Source organism: Roseibium salinum, assembly GCF_026240905.1.
Classification (GTDB): Bacteria; Pseudomonadota; Alphaproteobacteria; order Rhizobiales; family Stappiaceae; genus Roseibium; species Roseibium salinum.
Map to the genome: position 1 here is coordinate 3,176,679 of NZ_JAPEVI010000003.1, position 21,566 is coordinate 3,198,244.

The following is a 21,566-nucleotide window of genomic DNA, read 5'->3' on the forward strand; positions in this document are numbered from 1 at the left end:
TATACAATTATACATTCGAATTGTGCGCCGCTGTCAAGGCGGGTATAAACAGCAAAAAGGAGATTCCTTCGTCCGATGACCGCCGACCGGATTGCCGCCGCGCTTGAAGCCGAAATCGTCACGGGCGCCTTCAAGCCCGGGGAAGAGCTGAAGCAGGGCCAGATTGCCGAGCGTTTCTCCATCAGCCGGATTCCCGTACGCGATGCCCTGCAACTGCTGGCGGCGCGCGGGCTGATCGACCTGGTGCCGAACCGGCGCGCCCGCGTGATCAGCCTGTCCGCGGCCGAAATCAGGGAGGTCTACGATCTGCGGCTGCTTCTGGAAACCGATTGCCTGAACCAATCGATCGCTAAGATGAGCGAACGGGATATCGACAGCATCGAGGCCGCCCTCGCCCATTCGACGATCGATGCGGGAACGCAGAGATGGGCGCAAGGCGACTGGGAATTTCACCGCAGTCTCTACCTGCCCACCGGGCGGCCCCGGCAACTGGCCATGATAGAGGGTCTGCGCCGTACCTGCCGCATCCACATCGCCGGCTATGGCATCCTGCCGTCACGCACCGGCGAATGGCTGCAGGATCACGAAGACCTGGTCAAAGCCTGCAGGGCCCGATCCGGGGCCGAGGCGGCAAGCATCCTGAAAAGCCATATCCAGACAGCCTGCAGGACGCTTCTGGCCGCCATTGCGGACAAAACCGGCCCCTGAATGTGACGTCAGCCGGGCTCGCGTTGCCAGGCACGGACAGGCGGGCGATCTTTCAACCTCACGCCAGGCGGATTGTTGAAGACGTCATGGGCGAGCGAAGAAAATTCAGAAGAACATCTGAGCGGCAATCGCGCTGATCGACAGGGCAATGACCCAGAGCGCGACGCGGCCGGAGCGGGTGTGCCGGGCTTCGGCCTTGCCGATCGCCTCGGCGGTTTCCCGGTTGAAACGCAGTCCCTCGCTCGCCATCTCCTCGACTTCTTCCGACAGGCGGCCGATGCGGTCGGCAAAGATCGGCATGTCGTTGGCGATGCGGGCCAGCGATGCGAGCGCGTCTCCGGCGTCCCGCAGCTTGCCCGTGGGCCCCAGATGCTCCTTGATCCAGCTGCCGACAACCGGCTCTGCCGTCTTCCACATGTCGAGATTTGGGTTGAGCGTGCGGGCCACGCCTTCGACCACGACCATGGTCTTCTGCAGCATGATGAGCTGGGTCTGGGTGCGCATGTGAAAGAGCTCGGTGACCTCGAACAGCTGGGTGAGCAGCCGGGCCATGGAAATCTCGCTGGCATGGTGGCCGTGGATCGGTTCGCCGATGGCGCGGATCGCCTGCGCGAACATGTCGACATCCTGATCGGCGGGAACATATCCGGCTTCAAAATGCACTTCCGCCACGCGCTTGTAGTTGCGGGTGATGAAGCCGAACAGGATTTCCGCCAGGAACCGGCGCTCGCGTTTGCTCAGCCGGCCGATGATGCCGAAGTCGACTGCAACCAGCGTTCCGTCAGTCTGGACGAAGAGATTGCCCTGGTGCATGTCGGCGTGGAAAAAGCCGTCCCGGAGCGTGTGGCGCAGGAAATTCTGGATGATGGCGGCGGCAAGCGCCTCGAAATCGTGACCGTCCTGCCTGAGGCCGTCGAGATCCGACATCTTGCGGCCGTCGATCCATTCCATGGTGAGGACACCCTTGGAGGTGCGCAGCCAGTCGACACCGGGCACCTCGAACCCGGGATCCTCCACCGTGTTTTCCGCCATTTCCGAAAGGGCGGCTGCCTCCAGGCGGAAATCCATCTCGATGGCGACCGACTGCGCCAGCGTATCGACGACGGCAACCGGCCTGAGGCGGCGCGAGGGCGCATGAAACCGCTCGGCGAGACGGGCGACCATGTAGTAGCTCTCCAGGTCCCGCTGAAAGCGGCGGGAAACCCCGGGACGCAGCACCTTGACGGCGACTTTCCGCTCCGTGCCGTCCTTCTCCCGGACGATGGCCGGATGCACCTGCGCGATGGAGGCGGCGGCGACGGCCTGGCCGAATTCGGCAAATACTTCCTCGACCGGCTTGCCGAGCTGCTCGGCCACCGCCTCGCGGGCCTCGTCATGATCGAAGGGGGAAGCCGGTCCTGCAGGGCGGCAAGTTCGCGGGCCGCGTCCTTGCCGACCACATCGGCACGGGTCGCCAGGAACTGGCCGAGCTTGACGTAGGACGGCCCGAGCCTGTTGAGCGCGTCGGACAGGCGCAGGTCGGCGCTCTTGTTCTTGACCGTGCGGCGCTCGAGAAGACGCGCCGCCGCAATCATCACCCGCGGCCCCGTCGGCAGATCCGGCAGGGAGGCGAGACCGAACACGCCTTCGCGCGCCATGACGAAACCTGCCCGCGCGAGGCGGAAGAAAGGCATTACCGCAAACGACATCTATCAGAGCTTCCAGCCAGAATGCAGGGCCGCGATCCCGCCGGAGTAATTGCGGTAGGTCACCCGCTCAAAGCCGGCCTCGCGGATCATGTCCGCGAACCGCTCCTGGTTGGGGAACCTGCGGATCGATTCCACCAGATACTGGTAGGGATCGCCGTCGCCGGTCACCCATTTTCCGACGACCGGAATCGCCTGGAAGGAAAAGGTGTCGTAGAGCTTGTCCAGCACCGGCACGTCGACTTCGGAAAACTCAAGGCACAGGAACCGGCCGCCCCGCTTCAGGACGCGGCGGGCCTCGCGAAGCGCCTTGGGGATGTCCGGAACGTTGCGGATGCCGAAGGCAATCGTATAGGCGTCGAAGCTCCTGTCCGGAAACGGCAGGTCCTCGGCGTTGCCCTGGGTGAAGGTGATGACGTCGCCAAGACCGGCCTTTTCGGCCCGGTCGCGGCCGACATTGAGCATGGATTCATTGATGTCGCAGACGACCGCCCGGGCCATCTCGTTCGAGCGGCGCACCACCCGCGTGGCGATATCGCCGGTGCCGCCGGCGACATCCAGAAGCCGCCAGCCGGAGCCCATGGCCCTGGGCGGTGCCAGGTAAGACACCATGGCATCCTTCCACACCCGGTGAAGCCCGCCGGACATCAGGTCGTTCATCAGGTCGTAGCGCTCGGCCACCTTGTGGAAGACCTCGTCCACCAGGGCCTGTTTCCGGCCTTCGTCGACCCGGGCATACCCGAAGCTGGTCGGCATGTCTTCCGGAGCGCGGCCGGATGTGCCGGTGCGTGCCTGCTGCGTCATGAAAGCGCCTCCTAGATCAGCTCTTCTGCGTCCGCGTGAACGCAGGATGCTCCAGCGGAGCCTGTCGCCATTTCTCTTCAAATTGCGCCGGACCATAGTACAAGCGCCTGGCAAGCGCTATCTTGGCCGGCCAAGAAAGCCATATGCCGCAGGCCTATAGCGCGCAAACGGGGTGGAGACCAGTCCTTATGCCGCTGCAGCCGGTATTGGGTCCGCTCGACGGCGCTCGGGCGCGGGACGGCGATCCGGCACGGGCAGGCGCCGGCAGCGTGGTACAAACCGATCGTGAGAGGCTGTGAATGCCAGAATTACCGGAAGTCGAAACCGTCAAGCGCGGTCTCGCACCGACATTTGAAAACGCGCGCATCGCCCGGGTCGAACAGAACCGGCCCGACCTGCGCTTTCCGTTTCCCGCGGGGTTTGCCGACAGGCTGGCCGGGCGCCGGGTGAGCGCTCTCTCGCGCCGGTCAAAATACCTGCTCGCCGATATCGAGGGCGGCGACGTGCTTGTGATGCACCTTGGAATGTCTGGATCGTTCCGCATCGAAAACGATTCCCGGCAAACAATGCCTGGCGGCTTTGCCCACGAACGCAGCAAGGACCCGAAGCACGATCACGTGGTGTTCCATCTGGAAACAGCGCCGGGGTCTACGGCGCGCATCGTCTATAACGACCCGCGCCGGTTCGGCTTCATGGATCTCATTGCCCGGCCGTCCCTTGCCGACCATCCCTATTTCCGGGAACTCGGCCTGGAGCCGCTCGGCAACGACCTGAGCGGCGAGACCCTGGCGCGGCTGTTCGCGGGACGCAAGATGCCGCTCAAGGCGGCCCTGCTGAACCAGAAGTTCATCGCCGGCCTCGGCAACATATATGTGTGCGAGGCCCTGTGGCGGACCGGCCTCAGCCCGGAAAGGGCGGCCGGTACGCTTGCCACCGGCACCGGACGGCCGACGAAAAAGGCCGGGGAGCTGGCGGTCAACATCCGGGCGACGCTGGAAGAGGCCATCCGGGCAGGCGGATCCTCCTTGCGGGACCACACGCGGACGGACGGCACGCTCGGTTATTTCCAGCACTCCTTCGCCGTCTACGACCGGGAGGGCGAGGCCTGCCGCACGACAGGGTGCGGGGGAACCATCGCCCGACTGGTACAATCCAGCCGCTCGACCTTCTACTGCCCGTCCTGCCAGACCTGACGCCAGGCTGCGTACCCAGGGCACGGATCCCGGGCCGCTATCCAAACGGCCAAGCTTGCCAGACCCGCCCAAGGTCGGCTACGGATGACCGGTCCTTTTGACTTTACCCGGAGCTGTCCGCGTTGAATGAACAGGGACAGTCCCGGCACATTGAAAGCGATCAATTTTTCCTGCATTGAGGTGCTTCAACCTGAAGGCATCCAGCACTGGGAGCGGGTACATGGGATACGAAAACATCCGCGTCGAGAAGCGCGGCAGGGTCGGCCTGATCACCCTTGACCGGCCGAAAGCCCTGAACGCGCTGAATTCTGCTCTGATCCGCGAGCTCGGCACTGCCCTCGACACGCTCGACGCCGACGAGAAAATCGGCTGCGTCGTCATCACCGGGTCGGAAAAGGCCTTTGCCGCCGGCGCCGATATCAAGGAGATGCAGCCGCACGATTTTTCCTCCGCCTACCAGACGGACCTGATCACCCCGTTCGACCGGGTCTCGCGCAACCGCAAGCCGATCATCGCCGCGGTAGCCGGTTATGCCCTGGGCGGCGGCTGCGAACTGGCGATGCTGTGCGATTTCATCATCGCGGCCGATACGGCCAAGTTCGGCCAGCCGGAAATCACCCTCGGCGTGATACCCGGCGCGGGCGGCACGCAGCGGCTGACGCGCTTCGTCGGCAAGTCGAAGGCCATGGACATGGTGTTGACGGGCCGCATGATGGATGCGGAGGAAGCCGAGCGCAGCGGCCTGGTCAGCCGGGTCGTTCCGGCGGATGAACTCTTGGAAGAAGCGCTGAAGGCGGCCGAAAAGATCGCTGATTTCTCGCTGCCCGTCGTCATGATGGCGAAGGAGAGCGTGGACCGTTCCTATGAGACCACGCTTTCGGAAGGCATCCGGTTCGAAAGGCGGGTGTTCCAGGCGATGTTCGCACTCGACGACCAGAAGGAAGGCATGAGCGCCTTCACCGAGAAACGCGCACCGCAATTCAGGAACAAATAATCTTGCCATTATGGGCGATAAGCCGTTGACGGATAGCCCAAGCACGATTATAAGCAGCGCCCAATCGGTGGCGGATTTCCGCCGCCGTTGTTTTTTTGATCGGGTCTTGCCGTCCTTGAGTTACGGTCCCGATTGCCACCGGACACTAGTCCCAATTACCGATCAGGATTGAGCCCATGGCCAACACACCATCGGCCAAGAAGGCGGCCCGCAAGATTGCCCGCCGGACGGCCACCAACAAAGCCCGTCGCAGCCGCATGCGCACCTATCTGCGCACTGTTGAAGAAGCGATCGCTTCCGGCGACCAGAGCGCTGCCAACGAAGCTTTCAAGGCCGCGCAGCCGGAAATCATGCGCGCCGCGTCCAAGGGCGTGCTCCACGCAAATACGGCGTCCCGGAAGGTTTCCCGTCTCAATGCCCGCATCAAGGCACTCGGCGCGTAATTCTTCTGTCATTTGAACGTCAAAAAGACCCGGCCGCAGTGCCGGGTTTTTTTAGCCATGCAATTTTGTGGATGACGCAGAGCAGCAACTTGGGCGCCCGATCTACGTAAATTTCTCGAGCATAATGCTGTCAAAGAATAGTTATAACTTTCAACAGTTTATAAGCATGTACTATCTAGGAAAGCGGATCGAACCGGATTCGATACGAGTCAAGCTACCCCCGCCTAAATTTTTTTCGACGCCGTTGTTTTTGCATTGTGACGGTGTCTGGAAGGGCGAAAAGTCATTGCGGCAAAAAGCATTTGGTCTATCCCCATCAGGCGCCCAACTTGCATGCTGCACGGGCCGAAATCGCGACTTTCCGGCAATCTTCAAAACACGCAGTTGCCCCGCCGGACGCGGTCTGTATATTAACAATGGCTGGCGCGGAAAGACCAGCGGACAACCTAAAAGCGGCGTTCGGGCAAACAATGAATAAGTCTAGTCGATGTAAATCTAATCAAACAAAATCTAGATGCGCGAATGGATACATTGTCTTATTCAATCCTCAGCGTGTTTAGCGTCGATCTGGTCTAATTCTTCTTCCGAAAATTTGGATTTTTCTTTAAGTCAATGGCTTTCGAGCTATTGAAGGGGGCAGTTGTGCAATTTGAGGGTGGCTACGCTGGGGATGTAACCGCGCAGGAGGCTTTTGGGGAGCTTTCCAATCGAGAGGACGCAGTCCTTGTCGATGTGCGCACGCAGGCCGAATGGGCCTTTGTCGGCCTGCCGGATCTCCGGCCGATCGGAAAGGAAGCCGTTCTGACAGAATGGCAGGGCTTTCCGTCTTCAGGTCCCAATCCGGACTTCACGGTGACGGTTTCAGACCTTCTGGTCAAAAAAGGACTTGACCAGGATGCGCCGATCTATTTTCTGTGCCGCTCCGGCGCCCGGAGCCGGGCCGCGGCAATTGCCATGACACAGGCAGGATATTCCCGGTGCTTCAACATATCTGATGGTTTCGAGGGCCCGCTCGACGCGGAGGCCCATCGCGGAACCCAGTCCGGATGGAAGGCAGCCGGCCTGCCTTGGATTCAAAACTAGATACCTCGCAGCAAGACGGGGTCAGGTGGCGGAAACCATTCCGCCGCCAACACCATAACCGTCCCAAAAGGGACATCATAATGCTGCAAAAGCAGCAAGGCGTCGAAGAACGGCTGTGGCGGACTGTTCTTCATCTATACAGGAGGCAAATAACATGCAGGTTCAGGAGGCAGGCGGCTCTGAACAATGGAAGCGCGTCAAGAAACAGCTTCGCGCGGAACTGGGTGATGACGTATTCACCAGCTGGTTCGCACGCGTGGATCTGGAGGAACACCAGGACGGCACCGTGCGCCTGTCTGTTCCCACTCGCTTTCTCAAGCAATGGATCCAGAACAACTACAACGACCAGCTCATGGGGCTCTGGCAGCGCGAGTGCGACAACGTGCACCGCATCGAGCTGACGGTCCGCGGCGCTATCCGGCCGCGCCAGACCGTGGCCAAGCCCAGCCTTGTCGCTCCTTCGGGTACAAAGCCGGCTCAGGGCGAGAGCCATGCGGACAGGCTCGGCGATGCGTCCCAGGTGACCCGTGCGCAGGCGGCGACCGCCGCTCTCGGCCGCGGCGAACATTCGGCTGCCGCGGCGGACACGCCGCGCGACGTGCTGCACGGGGCTGCGCTGGATCCCAAATACACGTTCGAGACATTTGTCGAAGGCGATTCCAACAACCTGGCCGTGGCGGCGGCCCGGCAGGTCGCCGGCGGCACCACGGTCACGTTCAATCCGCTTTACCTGCATGCCTCGGTCGGTCTCGGCAAGACCCACCTGATGCAGGCCGTGGCCGCGAAGGCACGCGAAAACGGGCGCAAGGTGCTCTACCTGACCGCAGAGCATTTCATGTACAAGTTCGTTGCCGCGCTGAAATCGCAGTCGGCCCTGGCCTTCAAGGAGAACCTGAGGACCATCGACCTGCTGCTGATCGACGACATGCAGTTTCTGCACGGCAAGCAGGTTCAGCAGGAATTCTGTCACACCCTGAACGCCCTGATCGACGGGGCCCGCCAGGTGATCGTGGCGGCGGACCGCGCGCCGTCCGAGCTGGATACGCTCGACGACCGTGTGCGCTCGCGTCTGTCCGGCGGTCTCGTCGTCGGCATTCAGGAGCCGGACTTCGCCCTGCGCCGGAACATTCTTTCGTCCCGTGTCCAGGCGGCCAAAAGGGCCTACCCGCAGTTCGAGGTTCCCGAAGGCGTCCTGGATTACGTCGCCCGTCACGTGGCCTCCTCCGGCCGCGACCTGGAAGGTGCCCTGAACCGGCTGATTGCCCACAACCAGCTGACCAATCAGCCGATCACGCAGGAAATGGCAGAGTTGACCCTGCGTGATCTGGTTCGCTCCAGCGAGCCGCGCCGGGTCAAGATCGAGGACATCCAGCGGGTGGTCTCCAAGCACTATAACGTGACCAAGGCGGACCTCCTGTCGGCCCGCCGGACCCGGACCATCGTGCGCCCGCGCCAGATCGCCATGTATCTGGCCAAGGTGATGACGCCGCGTTCGCTGCCGGAAATCGGCCGCCGCTTCGGCAACCGGGACCACACGACCGTGTTGCACGCCGTGCGCAAGATCGAAGAGCTGGCCCGCGCCGACTATTCCCTCGCCCAGGAGCTCGAGCTGCTCAAACGCATGCTCGACGCTTAGCTGTCCGTGAGTTCTCGGGAGGTTGTTCATACGAACCTCCCGGCGAACATCATATGCATGCCTTCACCGTGACGTGGGCGGTCGCCGTGATGCTCCGGCGCGTCGAAAAACGATCCGCTTTTCCGCATTCCGGCAAGGGCTCCGGAAGGCGGATCGACGGGAGTTTGAAATAGGCGAATTTCGTTCTATTTTGGGGGCGTTCCGGCGGGGCGCCCCCTTGCTTTTGAAGCGGGTTAAGGGCAGTGTCTTCCCCCGCTCCCTACCCGGAGCCAATGTTCATTTTGCCAAGGCGGACCGCCTGGCGTTTCTTGAGTACGGAATGAGTGAATGAAAGCGACCCTCGAGCGGACCGACCTCCTCAAGTCCTTGACCCATGTTCACCGGGTGGTCGAACGCCGGAACACGATTCCCATCCTGTCCAACGTTCTGCTGCGCGCAGATGGCGGCACGATCAATCTCAAGGCCACGGACCTCGACCTGGAAATCGTCGAGGCCGTTCCTGCCATGGTCGAGCTGCCGGGCGCGACCACCGTGCCGGCGCATATGTTCTACGACATCGTGCGCAAGCTGCCGGAAGGCTCGCAGGTGGTGCTGGAGACCACGAGCGACAACGCGACGCTGGAAATCCGGGCCGGCCGTTCGAGGTTCACTGTGCAGATGCTGCCGGAGACCGACTTCCCGGATCTGACCGCCGGTGAGTTCAGCCACTCCTTCAGCCTGAGCGCGGCCGATTTCCGCAAGCTGATCGACACCACGCAATTCGCCATCTCCACGGAAGAAACCCGCTATTACCTGAACGGCATCTACCTGCATACGGTGGACGCGCCCCAGGGCCAACAGTTCCGCGCCGTTGCAACCGACGGTCATCGCCTTGCCCAGGCCGAGGTGCCGGCACCGTCCGGTTCCGCCGGAATGCCGGGCATCATCGTGCCGCGCAAGACGGTCGGCGAAATCCAGAAGCTGCTGGAAGACCCGGAAGCCAGTGTCCAGGTCGAACTCTCCGACACCAAGATCCGCCTGACGACCGGCTCCGTCATCCTGACCTCCAAGCTGATCGACGGCACCTTCCCGGATTACGGCCGCGTCATTCCGCAAGGAAACGACAAGGAACTGCGCGTCGACCGGGACGAGTTCAAGGAAGCGGTCGACCGTGTCTCGACGATCTCTTCCGAACGCGGACGGGCGGTGAAGCTCTCCATCAGCGAAGGGCGGATGATCCTGACGGTCAACAATCCGGATTCAGGCAGCGCGACGGAAGAACTGGCCGCCGAATACGAGGCCGAGCCGCTCGAGATCGGCTTCAACTCCCGCTACCTGCTCGACATCGCCAACCAGCTGTGCAGCGACACGGCTCTGTTCAGGCTGGCCGATTCCGGGTCTCCGACGCTGATCCAGGACAACACGGTCGATGACTGCCTGTTTGTTCTGATGCCGATGCGGGTCTGAACCGGACATCCCGTCCGGCCGAGCGGCGGGCGTTTCCGGCATTTGGAGACACGTGCCTCCTGGTCCGGTGCCGTCTCCAAAGCGAGAGTGAACCGGCCGCCAGCGCCATTCCATTTCGAGGGGCCGGCCGAAGACGGCGGTGAAGCCAGCATGTCGATCAACGCAGTGCCAGCGGAAGTGGGGTCATGACGGAGTTCCGGACGGCGCAGCTCACCCGTCTGTCCCTGACCGGTTTCCGCAACTATGCCGCCCTGACCTTGACGCTGTCGGCCAACATGGTAGCCCTTGTCGGCCCCAACGGCGCCGGCAAGACCAATATCCTGGAAGCGATTTCCTTTCTGACCGCAGGCCGGGGCCTGCGCCGCGCGGCCCTTGCCGACGCGGCCCGCAAGGATGGCGACGGCAGCTGGAGCGTGGCCGCCACCGTTCTCCTGGACGGCATGGAGACACGGATCGGCACCGGGATCACTGCCGGCGCCGGCGGACGCAAGGTGCGTGTCGACGGCGTGGAAGTGCGCGGCTCGGAGAACCTGCTCGACTATATGCGCATCCTGTGGCTGGTCCCGGCCATGGACGGGCTATTCACCGGGCCCGGCTCCGACCGGCGCCGGTTCCTGGACCGGCTGACGCTGGCCATCGACCCGTCTCACGGCCGCCGGGTCGGCGATTTCGAAAATGCCCTGCGCCAGCGCAACCGGCTCCTTGATCAAGGCGGCTCCGATGCCTATCTGAATGCCTTGGAACAACAGGTTGCCGAACTGGGCACCGCCGTTTCCATCGCCCGGGCCGAAACCGTCGGCCTGCTGAGCCGGATGATCGCGAACCAGGCCGCCGAGGACCTGCCCTTTCCCCATGCAGCCGTTGCGCTCGAGGGCGATTTCGAAGCCGAAACGGCCGGCCTGAGTGCGGCGGACCGGGAAGACCACTACCGGCAGATGCTGCGGGACGGGCGCGCGCGCGACCGCGCCGCGGGGCGGACGCTGAACGGGCCGCATCTGAGCGATTTGAAAGTGCTGCACGCGGCCAAGGAGATGCCGGCCGCCCAGTCTTCCACCGGTGAACAGAAGGCGCTGCTGATCGGGCTTATCCTGGCGCATGCGGAACTGACGGCAAAAGTCTCCGGCATGACACCGGTTCTGCTGTTGGACGAAGTGGCGGCGCATCTGGATTCCAATCGCCGTGCCGCCCTGTTCGTGAAGCTGAATTCGCTCGGCGGACAGGTGTTCATGACCGGTACGGACGAAGCGCTTTTCGAGGCTTTGCCCGCTGCGGCGCAGGTGTTCGAGATCAGGGACAACGCGGCACGGGAAATCCGGGGTGCCCAGACCCCTTAAATCCGCCGGATTCTTGTGGTTTTTCCACGATAATCCTCTAGCAGGCGTTGCTGTGGGCCGCGCGCGGTTGAACGCCTGACGTAACCCCGTATAACGGGGTTGGAAAAGACAAACCGATTGGTGACTGATTCGCATGAGCGACACATCCACGCCCGAGCCCATCCCGACCCCTGAACCCGACAACAGCGCCGAATATGGCGCGGAGTCCATCAAGGTCCTGAAAGGCCTCGACGCCGTGCGCAAACGGCCCGGCATGTATATCGGCGACACGGATGACGGCTCCGGCCTTCATCACATGGTCTACGAGGTGGTCGACAACGCCATCGACGAAGCGCTTGCCGGCCATGCCGACCACGTCACGGTGGCCCTCAATGCCGACGGCTCCGTGACCGTCTCCGACAACGGGCGCGGCATTCCGACCGACATCCACCGGGAAGAAGGCGTTTCCGCCGCCGAGGTCATCATGACCCAGCTCCATGCCGGCGGCAAATTCGACCAGAATTCCTACAAGGTGTCCGGCGGCCTTCACGGCGTCGGCGTTTCCGTGGTGAACGCGCTGTCCACCAAGCTGGAACTGCGCATCTGGCGGAACGGCAAGGAACACTACATGAGCTTCTCCCACGGGGAAGCCGACGGCCCCCTGCAGGAGGTCGGGCCCGCAAACGGCAAGAAGGGCACGGAAGTCAGCTTCACGCCGTCGCCGGGAACCTTCACCAGGATCGAGTTCGATTTCGCCACGCTGGAGCATCGCCTGCGGGAACTGGCGTTCCTCAACTCGGGCGTCCGGATCATCCTCACCGACAAGCGCGGCGTGGAAGATGTCGTCGAGGAGCTCTACTACGAGGGTGGCCTGGAAGCCTTCGTGCGCTACCTGGACCGGGCCAAGCACCCCTTGATCGAGGCTCCGATCAACATGAGGGCCGAGCGGGACGGCATCACCGTTGAAGCCGCCATGTGGTGGAACGACAGCTATCACGAACATGTCCTGTGCTTCACCAACAACATTCCGCAACGCGATGGTGGCACGCACCTTGCCGGCTTCCGGGCGGCCCTGACGCGCCAGGTCACCAGCTATGCCGAGTCGACCGGCCTGATGAAAAAGGAAAAGGTGTCCCTGTCCGGCGATGACTGCCGCGAAGGCCTTACCTGCGTCCTCTCGGTGAAGGTCCCGGACCCGAAATTCTCCTCGCAGACCAAGGACAAGCTCGTCTCGTCCGAAGTCCGTCCGGTGGTCGAGAACCTGATCTCGCAGATCCTCGCAGAATGGCTTGAGGAAAATCCGGCGCCCGCGAAGACCATCGTCTCCAAGGTGGTTGAAGCGGCGTCCGCCCGCGAGGCGGCCCGCAGGGCCCGCGAACTGACCCGCCGCAAGGGGGCGCTCGACGTTGCCTCCCTTCCCGGCAAGCTGGCCGACTGTCAGGAGCGCGATGCCTCCAAGGCCGAACTCTTCCTGGTGGAGGGCGATTCCGCAGGCGGCTCGGCCAAGCAGGGCCGCCACCGGGAAAACCAGGCCGTCCTGCCGCTGCGCGGCAAGATCCTCAATGTGGAACGGGCGCGTTTCGACAAGATGCTGTCCTCCAACGAGATCGGCACCCTGATCACCGCGCTCGGCACCGGCATCGGCAAGGAAGAGTTCAACATCGAAAAGCTGCGCTACCACAAGATCATCATCATGACCGATGCTGACGTGGACGGCGCCCATATCCGGACCCTGCTCCTGACCTTCTTCTTCCGGCAGATGAACGAGCTGATCGAGAAGGGCTACATCTATATTGCCCAGCCGCCGCTCTACAAGGTCAAGCGCGGCCAGTCGGAGCAGTATCTGAAGGACGAAACGGCCCTGGAAGACTACCTGATCGCCCAGGGCCTGGACGACGCCTCGCTGAGCCTTGCCAATGGCGAGGTCCGCACCGGCCAGGATCTGCATACGGTCGTCGAGACCGCCCGGAAGATTTCGGAAATCTTCGACGGCCTCCATTCCCGCTACAACCGGGATGTGGTTGAACAGGCCGCGATTGCGGGGGCTCTCAATCCCGAGATCCTGGACGACCGCGCCAAGGCCGAGGAGGCCGCAGCCTATATCGCCCGCCGCCTGGACATTCTCGCCGACGAATTCGAGCGCGGCTGGACCGGCGAGGCACGGGACGACGGCAGCCTGGTCTTCAAGCGCACCGTTCGCGGTGTGGAGGAAGCAGCCATGATCGATGCCGCCCTGCTCGGCTCGTCCGACGCGCGCCGGCTGGCGGCCCATGCGCCGCATCTCAACGAGATCTACGCCAAAGCCGCCGTGCTGCGCCGCAGAGATACGGCGACGGAAGTGCGCGGCCCGCGGGCCCTGATGAAGCAGGTCTTCACCATCGGCCAGAAGGGCATTTCGCTGCAGCGCTACAAGGGCCTTGGCGAAATGAACCCGGAGCAGCTCTGGGAAACGACGCTCGACCCGAATGCCCGCTCCCTGCTGCAGGTGAAAGTCCGCGAGGCGGACGATGCCGACGATATCTTCACCAAGCTGATGGGCGACGAGGTTGAGCCGCGGCGCGAGTTCATTCAGGACAACGCGCTGTCCGTGGCAAACCTCGACATCTGACGGGCGCCGGATCGCAGGGAACTGACAAGAGCGGCGATTTCGCCGCTCTTGTCATTTGACGGGTCTGCCGAAGGGCGCACCGGCATCGGGCCAGGGCTCCGGCCTGCCGAAATGAAAGCCCTGGGCCGCCTCGATGTCGAGCTCGCGCAGGAGATCGGCCTCTTCTGCGCTTTCGACATGCTTGGCGACCACCTTGATGCCGAGTTCATGGGCTGCCCGGACGAGCCCGTTGAGGATGGCCGCTTTCGCCGGCTCGTCGGCCACCTGCTGGGTGAGGCCGGGGTCGAGCTTCAGCCATTCGACGCGCAGGCCGGTCAGGCGCGAGAGCACCGGCCAGTGCCCCGCGAAGTCGTCGATCGCGGTCTGGCAGCCGAGTCCGGAGACGAACTTGAAGAAGGATTCAACGGTCGCCGGCTCGCGCAGGAAGTCCTTTTCCGCAATCTCCAGGCACAGCTTTGCCGCCAGAAGCGGGTTTACCGACAGTCGCTGGGACAACCCGTCGCGGAAAAGCGGGTCGCGGGCGGATTCGGCCGAAACATTCATCGTCAGCGTAACGCGGGAGGGGTTTTTGTCCGCCGCGTCCAGCACCTTGTCGAGGGTCCATGCATCGACCTGGGCGATGAAGCCGGAGCGCTCCGCGGCCGATATCCAGGCGCGCGACGACAGTTCGTGCGCCCGCTCCCCCTGCAGGCGCAACAACACTTCGGAGCCGCAGATCCTGTTCTTCTTCAGACACATGATCGGCATGGTATAGAGCGTGAGCTCGTTGCCGCGGAAGCTTCCCGGCTCGGGCAGCGCAGCGACTTCGCCGCCCTCGGCGCAGTCGTTGGACTGGACCGCGTGAAGCTGGACCGACTGCCCGCCAAAGCGCTTGCCGCGCAGGCAGGCCCGGTCGGCGAGCCCCAGAAGGACGGAGGCGTCCAGCTGTTTCAAAGGCATGGCCCCTTCAACAAAGGCAATCCCGACGGAGCCTCCGATGGTGAAGACCCGTTCGCCGACCTCCAGGCGGATCCGGTCGAACCCATCCAGAATTCTTTCGGCCACGTCCAGCGCCGCTTCCTTGTTGGCCGCCGGCAGCATTCCGGCAAATTCGTCGCCGCCGATCCGGGCCGCCGTGCCGAATTCGCCCAAAGTCAGACGCAGGCAGGCGGCCACACGCAGCAGCATATCGTCTCCCGCATCATGTCCGCCAAGGTCGTTGACCTTCTTGAATTCGTCCAGGTCGATATAAAAAACCGCAAGGCCCGTTTCCGTGTCGGCGGCGAGGCGCTTCAACTCCCGTTCGAGCACCTTTGTGAAAGCCCGCCGGTTCTCCAGGCCGGTCAGCGGGTCCAGATAGGCAAGACGGCGGTTTTCCGCGACCTCGTGCGGACAGTCGACATTGTGCCGAATGATCGCCATTGCCGGCCGGCCGCCGTTTTCCGCTTCCTGAAGGCTCGGAGTCGGCACCAGCCGGATTTCGCACATCTGCCGGACAGCGGCGTAACCCGCCGTTTCCAGGCCGCTGCCTTCGGGGAGGTAAAGGGTCTGCGGCGCATCGCCTTCAAGGCCTGCGATCGCCTCGATCAGAAACCCGGCTTCACGATCGCTGCCGATGAGCTCAAGCAGCATGACTGCCTTTTCTTCAGCGCTTTCGCACCCGTCGAAGATCACAATGTCATCCGGGAAATGTTCCAGCAGTTCCGCTGGCAAGGCAGGCCTCTTCGGTGGCGCCCGGCGGGACGGCCCGGCACCTGTTGCCGGGACAGTTTCCGCCATGTCGAACTGCACCAGCACCGCTTGAAGATCTCCGGCCAGGGGCAGCGAAGTGCACATCACGTGCCGGCAAAAGGGAGCGCCCGACCTGAAGGTAATCCGGCCCCGGACCTCGGCGGGCACGCCGCTGAAGGCAGCGGACAGGACCGGCTCGCAGCGTTTCCAGCCGGCAGCGGACAACAGCTCGCCAAGGCCGCGTGGACTATCGCTCACCCCCGCCGTGTCACAGGCAGCCTTCATATGCTTGTTGAGAGCCAGAATGCGTCCATCCTGCGCGACATAGGCTGCTGCGTGAGGCAGGACCTCCAGCAGGGAAATGTGAAAAACCGAGATCGTATTATTTTTCGTACGACCGGATCGTTTCCCCCGGCCGCCGACAAACCGATGGCTGACTTGCACCAGACCGCCCTTTCAAAAAAGATCAGAACGGCGCCAACTCAAATACCAACGGCGCCGTTGCTAAGAATCAAATCAATAACACAGTTTATTTTGTAAATTCCGGCACGACAAACTACCCACAAATCTTAGGATTTTTATGGTTAATAAGATATTTATTAGAATATATAAAATTTAAATGATATTTACTTCAGTTTATACTTAGCGCGATTCCCGGACTGGAATCGCGCCATATTTTTATCACTTCCCGGCCCAAAATCTGCCGCTACGGCAGGGTACTCGGCAACAATCATGACATTGCAGCAGATCTGAGTGGGGTCACGCCGCCTGTTCCTTGGGGCGTGACTTGGGCCTGCCTTCTGAACGGGGAAAAACATGCGTCAATCGAACCTTGCGCGCCGCCTCCGGCGGGCCGCAATCTGTGCCTTTGCCCTTTCCTGCCTGAGCGCACAGGCACAGGCCTCTCCGGTAACGGCCTTCAAGCAGTGTGGCAAGGCTTCCTGGTACAAGCTGGGCGGAACGACTGCGAGCGGCGAACGGGCCAACCCGAACGGGCTGACCGCCGCTCACCGGACCCTGCCCTTCGGCACCCTGGTCACTGTCACAAATCTCTCGAACGGCAAATCCGTGACGGTTCGCATCAATGACCGCGGACCCTTCACCGGCGGCCGCGTCATCGACCTGACATGGGCTGCCGCAAAGTCGCTCGGATTTGTCAGCAAGGGCATTACACGCGTGCAGGTATCGGGCCTCGCCGTCGAAGCCAGCAGTTCCTCCGGCAAGAGCTGCGGGTAAGTTTCAGACGCAACGCCGAACAGTTGCCGGACGCATTCTGCAGCCCGCTTCCGGTGACCTCTCTCGTCCCGGCGCCAGGGAGCCGCCGGGCGCTACGCCATTGCCTGTTATTGCGAATCTGACTCAGTATGAATAACGATCAGTCGCATTAAGGTGAATCAAAAAATAAAATATTTTACGGTAATGACATTCACTAAAGATGCCGCTAGAGTTGCCGCCGTGGTCGATGGGGCCACGTGCACAGTAACTTTATTCGCGCAGTCTTCGGGCTGCGCGTTTTTTTTGCCTGACTGAAATAATTCGGCCGTGTCTCTTCCGGCAGTCCGAAAATGCTGCCTGTTCGGGCAGCGCAGACACTGTGGAACAGGTTGTCTCTTCTTTCACGGGAAGCAGCAACCGCAGCGAATTCGGCCCTGACCCCGATCCCGGCAAACCGAGTGTCGCAAGCGCTGTGCCGGCCCGGATTACTTGTCCAAAATTTCAGAAAGCCATTGCCCAGGATCGCCGGATCTAGTATCAGGACGCTCTATCCGCCGCGCCTTTCCGCAATGCGCGGCCGCGGCACCCGTAGCTCAGCTGGATAGAGCGCTGCCCTCCGAAGGCAGAGGTCACAGGTTCGAATCCTGTCGGGTGCGCCATTTTTTCACCTGAAAAGTCAACGGGTTATGCTAACTGCAACCCGCTCTCGGACACTCCTTAAATCAGCTGGTCACATTCTGGTCACAGCTACGAGGAGAAACGCCCATGGCGTCCCTGAGAAAGAGAAACGGAAAGTGGCAGGCACAGGTGCGGCGTGCCGGGCTGAAACCACGTGCACAATCCTTCATATCCAAAGCTGATGCGCAACGCTGGATACGGCAGACCGAGCAAGAACTCGACCGCACTGCCCTTGCCTGCGACCCTACGCAACTTGAGAACACTACCGTTGCCGATCTGATCGTGCGATACCGGCGCGAGGTGACCCCGTCTAAGCGCGGCGCAGCCTCCGAAGACAAGCGGCTGGAGGTCTTTCTCCGGTATCAGTGGGCAAAGCTCCCGCTGTCCAAGGCAACTCCACAGGTGTTCTCCCGTCACCGCGATATTCGAGCGCAGGAAGTCAGCCCCGGCACAATCATACGCGAGATGGGCCTGTTGCGAGCGGTGTTCGAGACGGCACGGCGCGAATGGGATATTCCCTTGCCGGAGAACCCGTTGGCGAAGGTCAAGAAGCCCAGGGCTCCACAGGGACGGCAGCGGCGCCTGAACGGGGAAGAGCTGGAGTGGGTCCTGGAAGCGGCTCAGGACACCCGGAATGACTGGCTGATACCCTGTATCCTTCTTGCCGTTGATACGGGAATGCGCCGGGGCGAACTCCTGAACATCCGTGTCCGCGACCTGAACCTTGCAGATGCCCTGCTCACGATCCCCGAAACGAAGACCGGCTATGCCCGGTGCATTCCGCTGACCGAACGTGCAGTCACGCTCTTGCGCAAGCGCATCAGCGCCGGTTCACGTCCGGATGATCTGCTGTTCCCGGTAACCCCAAACGCCTTCCGGCTCGCGTGGGAGCACTGCAAGAAGCGGGCTGCGCGGCTACACCCCGACATCAAGTCTCTGCGTTTTCACGATCTGCGGCACGAAGCTATCAGCCGGTTCTTTGAGTTCGGCCTGAGCGTCCCGGAAGTCGCTACCATCAGCGGACACCGGGACCTGCGGATGCTGTTCCGGTACACGCACCTGAAGCCCGAGGATATCAGAACGAAGCTACAGACTGCGACGAACCGGAGGGAAGCGGCATGAGCCTACAAGTCCTCCCGCTGACCCAGGAACTGGCAGAACTGATCGCGTTGCCATTCAGGTTGCTGAAGCTGGAACCATACATCAAAGACGATTGCATGATCCAATGTCCATTGCGTTTCGAGCACGGGACCACGGTACATGTCGTCATCATGCATACGGCAAGAAAGGGATTTCTGCGGGGTACAAAGGAAGGTATCTCGGTGGCCATTGCGGTGCTTGGAGGGAATGATGCGGTACAATCGGTATTGCATCGTACAGAGTTTCCGATGCCTAACGGGAACCACGACATGACGTTCTGCATGAAGCTATCCGCAGCGGTACGTGCAGTCGCTTGGAGGCTGTACCAAACATCCAACATGGGTAGGTGCATTGACTTACACTAATGCAAAAATTGGCTGAAATCAGCAAGTTCAAGCAGCTGTCTCGTATTAGATAATAGAACCCTGTTCTGATCATCCAAGCTCCGCCACTTCTCTCTATAAACCCTTCTTGAGAAAACTGGCGGTCTTCAACTCACCTGGCTCGTCGCTTCATGCGGCGGGCCTTTTTTGTGCCTACAGGAGCAGTCACTTGAAGATGAAATTTGCCGAAGCCATGGAACGCCGCTGGATCAACGAGCTCGGACTGAAAGCCAATCCAGCTCTCATTGAAGGCTGGAAACAGTTGCATGCTGCAGTCGCTGGACAACCGTTGGCCGATCACTGGAGTGCAGTCCAACTACCGACTGGAGCCGGAAAGACCCAGGCCATTGCGTTGATGTGTTCACGATACGAAGAACTTGAACACCCCGGTGCACTCATCGTCACCCGGTTTCGGAGTGAAGCCAATTCATTGGCGGATCAAATCAACGATATTGCAGAGACACCAATCGCTGTCGCCTGCCACTCAGAGAACGACATCAGTTGTGAGGCCATGAAGCGTCATCCGGTGCTCATCATCACGCACAGCGCATTTGAACAAGCCCTGAAAGCTGTTGCGGATGGCAGGAAACTCACGTCCCGGCTGCACGATTTTAAGGACTGGAAACGGGGAACGCGAGCTTGGACGATTATTGATGAAATGCCTAATTTCGTGGAACCACTTACTGTGAGCTTGAACGCTATCGAAGCCATGGTCACGGAGCTTGACAGAATACAGTCCTTGTCCGGCACAATTTGCCACCAGCAATTGAAACGCTTCCTCAACAAGCTGCGCAGTGCAGACAACGCTACTCAGCAGAACCGGGTCCTCACGGCCGAGGAAATGAACCTTCTGCGCGACATCTGGTTCGATGAACTCGACAATGATCTTTGGCTTACACCAGAGCGGCACTTTACGAGTGGAGAACCCCATGAGCTTCGCGGAGTGGAAGTTCGTTCCGGATACATGAAAGTCGTTTCCTGCCTTGAGAAACTGTCCCAGCTCGACGTTCTGTGGAAGAGCTCACAACGCGGCATTGAGCGTCTGAACGGCGCAAGGCTTCTCTTCAAATATGCGGGCAGCTCCGGCGTAATTCTTGACGCAACCGCGAGCACTGACCCGGCGTATGAACTTCTTGGCGATCGGATCAAAATCCTGCCTCGCCCAGAGGGCATTCGCGATTACAGCAACGTCCGGCTGAACCTGTCTTATGGCCACCGTGTTGGAAAAGAACACATGTGCAGCAATGGACGGGAGGAATGGTCACGTGTTCTGGAAGCCTTGAAGCGCGACCTAGATGAGGGCCGCCGCGTACTGGCGATCAGTCACAAGGACAATGTACCCGTTCTACAGACCTTCGGTCACTTCGACGGGGAACTGTCGGTGGCTCACTGGGGAGCCCTGGACGGCAAGAACAACTGGGCTGACTTCGACAGTGCATTGTTGTTCGGCCTTCCGTCCCTGGACAACGTTACACCCACGAACCTGTTTCTCGGATGCGTGGGAACGCTCACGAACGAATGGCTGAGCGGAGACCGTGAATACGGTGTGCACGCTGACATCCAGCAGGCACTCAAGGACGGGTTCACCATCCGAAGCGTTGTACAGGCGATTAACCGGGTTCGTTGCAGACAGGCGATCAATGAACACGGAGAATGCGAGCGCACAGACATTTACGTGCTGATGCCGAAGGGAGCTAAGGGCGACAAGATAGTGTCAGCGATACAAGAACAGATGCCGGGCATTCAGGTGTTGAGCTGGAAGAAAGCCGACAAGGTGCCACCGGCACGAAAGCAGCTGACGCTGCACCGGCTCGTTGAACATTTGAAACAGCTCAAGCCGGGAACATACACCAAGCGAGAAGTGATGCAGGCAGCGAATATCGCGAAGCGAAGCTTCGACAGACTGTCCAGGAAATTGCAGGACCCGACCACATCAGCCTACAAGCGGCTTGCAGAACTCAACGTCGACTATGCCTGTGCGATTGGAGGTGCCCAGGCGCAGTTTATCGTCTCCTGACCACGACCAATGACAACCGCAAATCCTGACACCCACCAGGTGATCAGCCGAGCAGAGGCCGCCCAGCGCGGCCTCTCTCGTTTCTACACTGGCAAGCCCTGCAAGTCCGGCCATGACGCACCACGGTATGTCAGCAACCGGCAATGCACAGCGTGCAACGCGGTTCGGGCAGCGACCCAGGAGGATCGGCGCTGTCGCCGGGAACCCGCCTACCGGATGTTCCGGAGCGTACAGCGCCGCAGTGGACAGGTTCTTCGAGGAAGCCACAGCCCTGTCGCTGCGATAGGCTGCTCCATGGAAGCTCTCAGACAGTATATTGAAAAGCGGTTCAGGACCGGAATGACGTGGGCGAAATACGGGCAGTGGGAAGTCGATCATATCGTGCCGCTGAGCCGTGCCAGGACCCTCGCAGAGGCAATCAGGCTATGCCACTACACGAACCTGCAACCACTCTGGAAGCGCGAGAACATAATCAAGGGCGGGGCCTGATGGCCCCGTCCAGAGCACCCA

At 61.3% G+C, this 21,566-nt stretch carries 15 protein-coding genes, 1 tRNA gene and 1 pseudogene; 14 read left to right on the forward strand and 3 right to left on the reverse strand.

From position 1 onward, the window contains the following. The first annotated feature begins 75 nt into the window (after positions 1-75). A complete protein-coding gene (locus ON753_RS19285; protein ID WP_265964536.1) occupies positions 76-708 on the forward strand; it encodes a GntR family transcriptional regulator in 633 nt (210 codons plus the stop codon). 105 nt (positions 709-813) lie between these two features. On the opposite strand, the pseudogene ubiB reads toward ON753_RS19285, so the two are convergent. Together ubiB and ubiE are read right to left on the reverse strand one after the other, a co-directional pair. Then, positions 814-2,396, reverse strand: a pseudogene (ubiB, locus tag ON753_RS19290) (2-polyprenylphenol 6-hydroxylase). Between the two features lie 3 nt (positions 2,397-2,399). Next, a complete protein-coding gene (gene ubiE / locus ON753_RS19295; protein WP_377047135.1) occupies positions 2,400-3,197 on the reverse strand; it encodes a bifunctional demethylmenaquinone methyltransferase/2-methoxy-6-polyprenyl-1,4-benzoquinol methylase UbiE in 798 nt (265 codons plus the stop codon). Between the two features lie 299 nt (positions 3,198-3,496). Between ubiE and mutM the strand changes: the two genes are divergently transcribed. The 8 genes from mutM (at position 3,497) to gyrB (ending at position 13,913) form a co-directional block, all read left to right on the forward strand. Then, on the forward strand, positions 3,497-4,390 hold the full coding sequence (gene mutM / locus ON753_RS19300) for a bifunctional DNA-formamidopyrimidine glycosylase/DNA-(apurinic or apyrimidinic site) lyase (RefSeq protein WP_265964537.1): 894 nt from the start codon (positions 3,497-3,499) through the stop codon (positions 4,388-4,390). Positions 4,391-4,610: 220 nt separating this feature from the next. Further along, positions 4,611-5,384, forward strand: a complete 774-nt coding sequence (locus ON753_RS19305) for an enoyl-CoA hydratase (RefSeq protein ID WP_265964539.1) — start codon at positions 4,611-4,613, stop codon at positions 5,382-5,384. Between the two features lie 176 nt (positions 5,385-5,560). Continuing rightward, entirely contained in the window at positions 5,561-5,827 is a 267-nt protein-coding gene (gene rpsT, locus ON753_RS19310; RefSeq protein ID WP_265964541.1) for a 30S ribosomal protein S20, read from the forward strand. A gap of 612 nt (positions 5,828-6,439) precedes the next feature. Next, the gene (locus ON753_RS19315; RefSeq protein WP_265964543.1) at positions 6,440-6,910 is read left to right on the forward strand and encodes a rhodanese-like domain-containing protein; all 471 of its coding nucleotides are present in this window, start codon (positions 6,440-6,442) and stop codon (positions 6,908-6,910) included. A gap of 154 nt (positions 6,911-7,064) precedes the next feature. Then, positions 7,065-8,546: a chromosomal replication initiator protein DnaA gene (dnaA, locus tag ON753_RS19320; protein WP_265964545.1), complete on the forward strand. Its 1,482-nt coding sequence runs from the start codon at positions 7,065-7,067 to the stop codon at positions 8,544-8,546. A 327-nt stretch (positions 8,547-8,873) separates the two neighbouring features. Beyond that, positions 8,874-9,992: a DNA polymerase III subunit beta gene (gene dnaN, locus ON753_RS19325; protein ID WP_265964548.1), complete on the forward strand. Its 1,119-nt coding sequence runs from the start codon at positions 8,874-8,876 to the stop codon at positions 9,990-9,992. Between the two features lie 185 nt (positions 9,993-10,177). After that, complete coding sequence (gene recF / locus ON753_RS19330; protein ID WP_265964551.1) at positions 10,178-11,326, forward strand: DNA replication/repair protein RecF; 1,149 nt, start codon at positions 10,178-10,180, stop codon at positions 11,324-11,326. A gap of 133 nt (positions 11,327-11,459) precedes the next feature. Further along, entirely contained in the window at positions 11,460-13,913 is a 2,454-nt protein-coding gene (gene gyrB, locus ON753_RS19335; protein ID WP_265964553.1) for a DNA topoisomerase (ATP-hydrolyzing) subunit B, read from the forward strand. A 51-nt stretch (positions 13,914-13,964) separates the two neighbouring features. On the opposite strand, the gene ON753_RS19340 is transcribed toward gyrB, so the two are convergent. After that, positions 13,965-16,067 carry a GGDEF and EAL domain-containing protein gene (locus ON753_RS19340; protein ID WP_265964554.1) on the reverse strand — a complete coding sequence of 701 codons (2,103 nt, stop codon included), beginning with the start codon at positions 16,065-16,067 and terminating at the stop codon, positions 13,965-13,967. 372 nt (positions 16,068-16,439) lie between these two features. Between ON753_RS19340 and ON753_RS19345 the strand changes: the two genes are divergently transcribed. From ON753_RS19345 to ON753_RS19365, 5 genes are all read left to right on the forward strand, one after another. Beyond that, positions 16,440-16,859 (forward strand): septal ring lytic transglycosylase RlpA family protein, encoded by a 420-nt coding sequence (locus tag ON753_RS19345; RefSeq protein WP_265964556.1) that lies wholly within the window; start codon positions 16,440-16,442, stop codon positions 16,857-16,859. A 561-nt stretch (positions 16,860-17,420) separates the two neighbouring features. Then, positions 17,421-17,497: transfer RNA gene (locus ON753_RS19350), tRNA-Arg, on the forward strand. Positions 17,498-17,645: 148 nt separating this feature from the next. Continuing rightward, a complete protein-coding gene (locus ON753_RS19355) occupies positions 17,646-18,638 on the forward strand; it encodes a tyrosine-type recombinase/integrase (protein WP_265964558.1) in 993 nt (330 codons plus the stop codon). 570 nt (positions 18,639-19,208) lie between these two features. Further along, a complete protein-coding gene (locus ON753_RS19360; protein WP_265964560.1) occupies positions 19,209-21,056 on the forward strand; it encodes a DEAD/DEAH box helicase family protein in 1,848 nt (615 codons plus the stop codon). Positions 21,057-21,350: 294 nt separating this feature from the next. Beyond that, complete coding sequence (locus ON753_RS19365; protein WP_265964562.1) at positions 21,351-21,545, forward strand: HNH endonuclease signature motif containing protein; 195 nt, start codon at positions 21,351-21,353, stop codon at positions 21,543-21,545. Positions 21,546-21,566: the final 21 nt, after the last annotated feature.

What these genes read in the sequence shown, in the direction of transcription:
- ON753_RS19285 (WP_265964536.1), top strand. Translation starts at nt 76, where the DNA reads ATGACCGCCGACCGGATTGCCGCCGCGCTTGAAGCCGAAATCGTCACG.
- ubiE (WP_377047135.1), bottom strand. Translation starts at nt 3,197, where the DNA reads ATGACGCAGCAGGCACGCACCGGCACATCCGGCCGCGCTCCGGAAGAC.
- mutM (WP_265964537.1), top strand. Translation starts at nt 3,497, where the DNA reads ATGCCAGAATTACCGGAAGTCGAAACCGTCAAGCGCGGTCTCGCACCG.
- ON753_RS19305 (WP_265964539.1), top strand. Translation starts at nt 4,611, where the DNA reads ATGGGATACGAAAACATCCGCGTCGAGAAGCGCGGCAGGGTCGGCCTG.
- rpsT (WP_265964541.1), top strand. Translation starts at nt 5,561, where the DNA reads ATGGCCAACACACCATCGGCCAAGAAGGCGGCCCGCAAGATTGCCCGC.
- ON753_RS19315 (WP_265964543.1), top strand. Translation starts at nt 6,440, where the DNA reads ATGGCTTTCGAGCTATTGAAGGGGGCAGTTGTGCAATTTGAGGGTGGC.
- dnaA (WP_265964545.1), top strand. Translation starts at nt 7,065, where the DNA reads ATGCAGGTTCAGGAGGCAGGCGGCTCTGAACAATGGAAGCGCGTCAAG.
- dnaN (WP_265964548.1), top strand. Translation starts at nt 8,874, where the DNA reads ATGAAAGCGACCCTCGAGCGGACCGACCTCCTCAAGTCCTTGACCCAT.
- recF (WP_265964551.1), top strand. Translation starts at nt 10,178, where the DNA reads ATGACGGAGTTCCGGACGGCGCAGCTCACCCGTCTGTCCCTGACCGGT.
- gyrB (WP_265964553.1), top strand. Translation starts at nt 11,460, where the DNA reads ATGAGCGACACATCCACGCCCGAGCCCATCCCGACCCCTGAACCCGAC.
- ON753_RS19345 (WP_265964556.1), top strand. Translation starts at nt 16,440, where the DNA reads ATGCGTCAATCGAACCTTGCGCGCCGCCTCCGGCGGGCCGCAATCTGT.
- ON753_RS19365 (WP_265964562.1), top strand. Translation starts at nt 21,351, where the DNA reads ATGGAAGCTCTCAGACAGTATATTGAAAAGCGGTTCAGGACCGGAATG.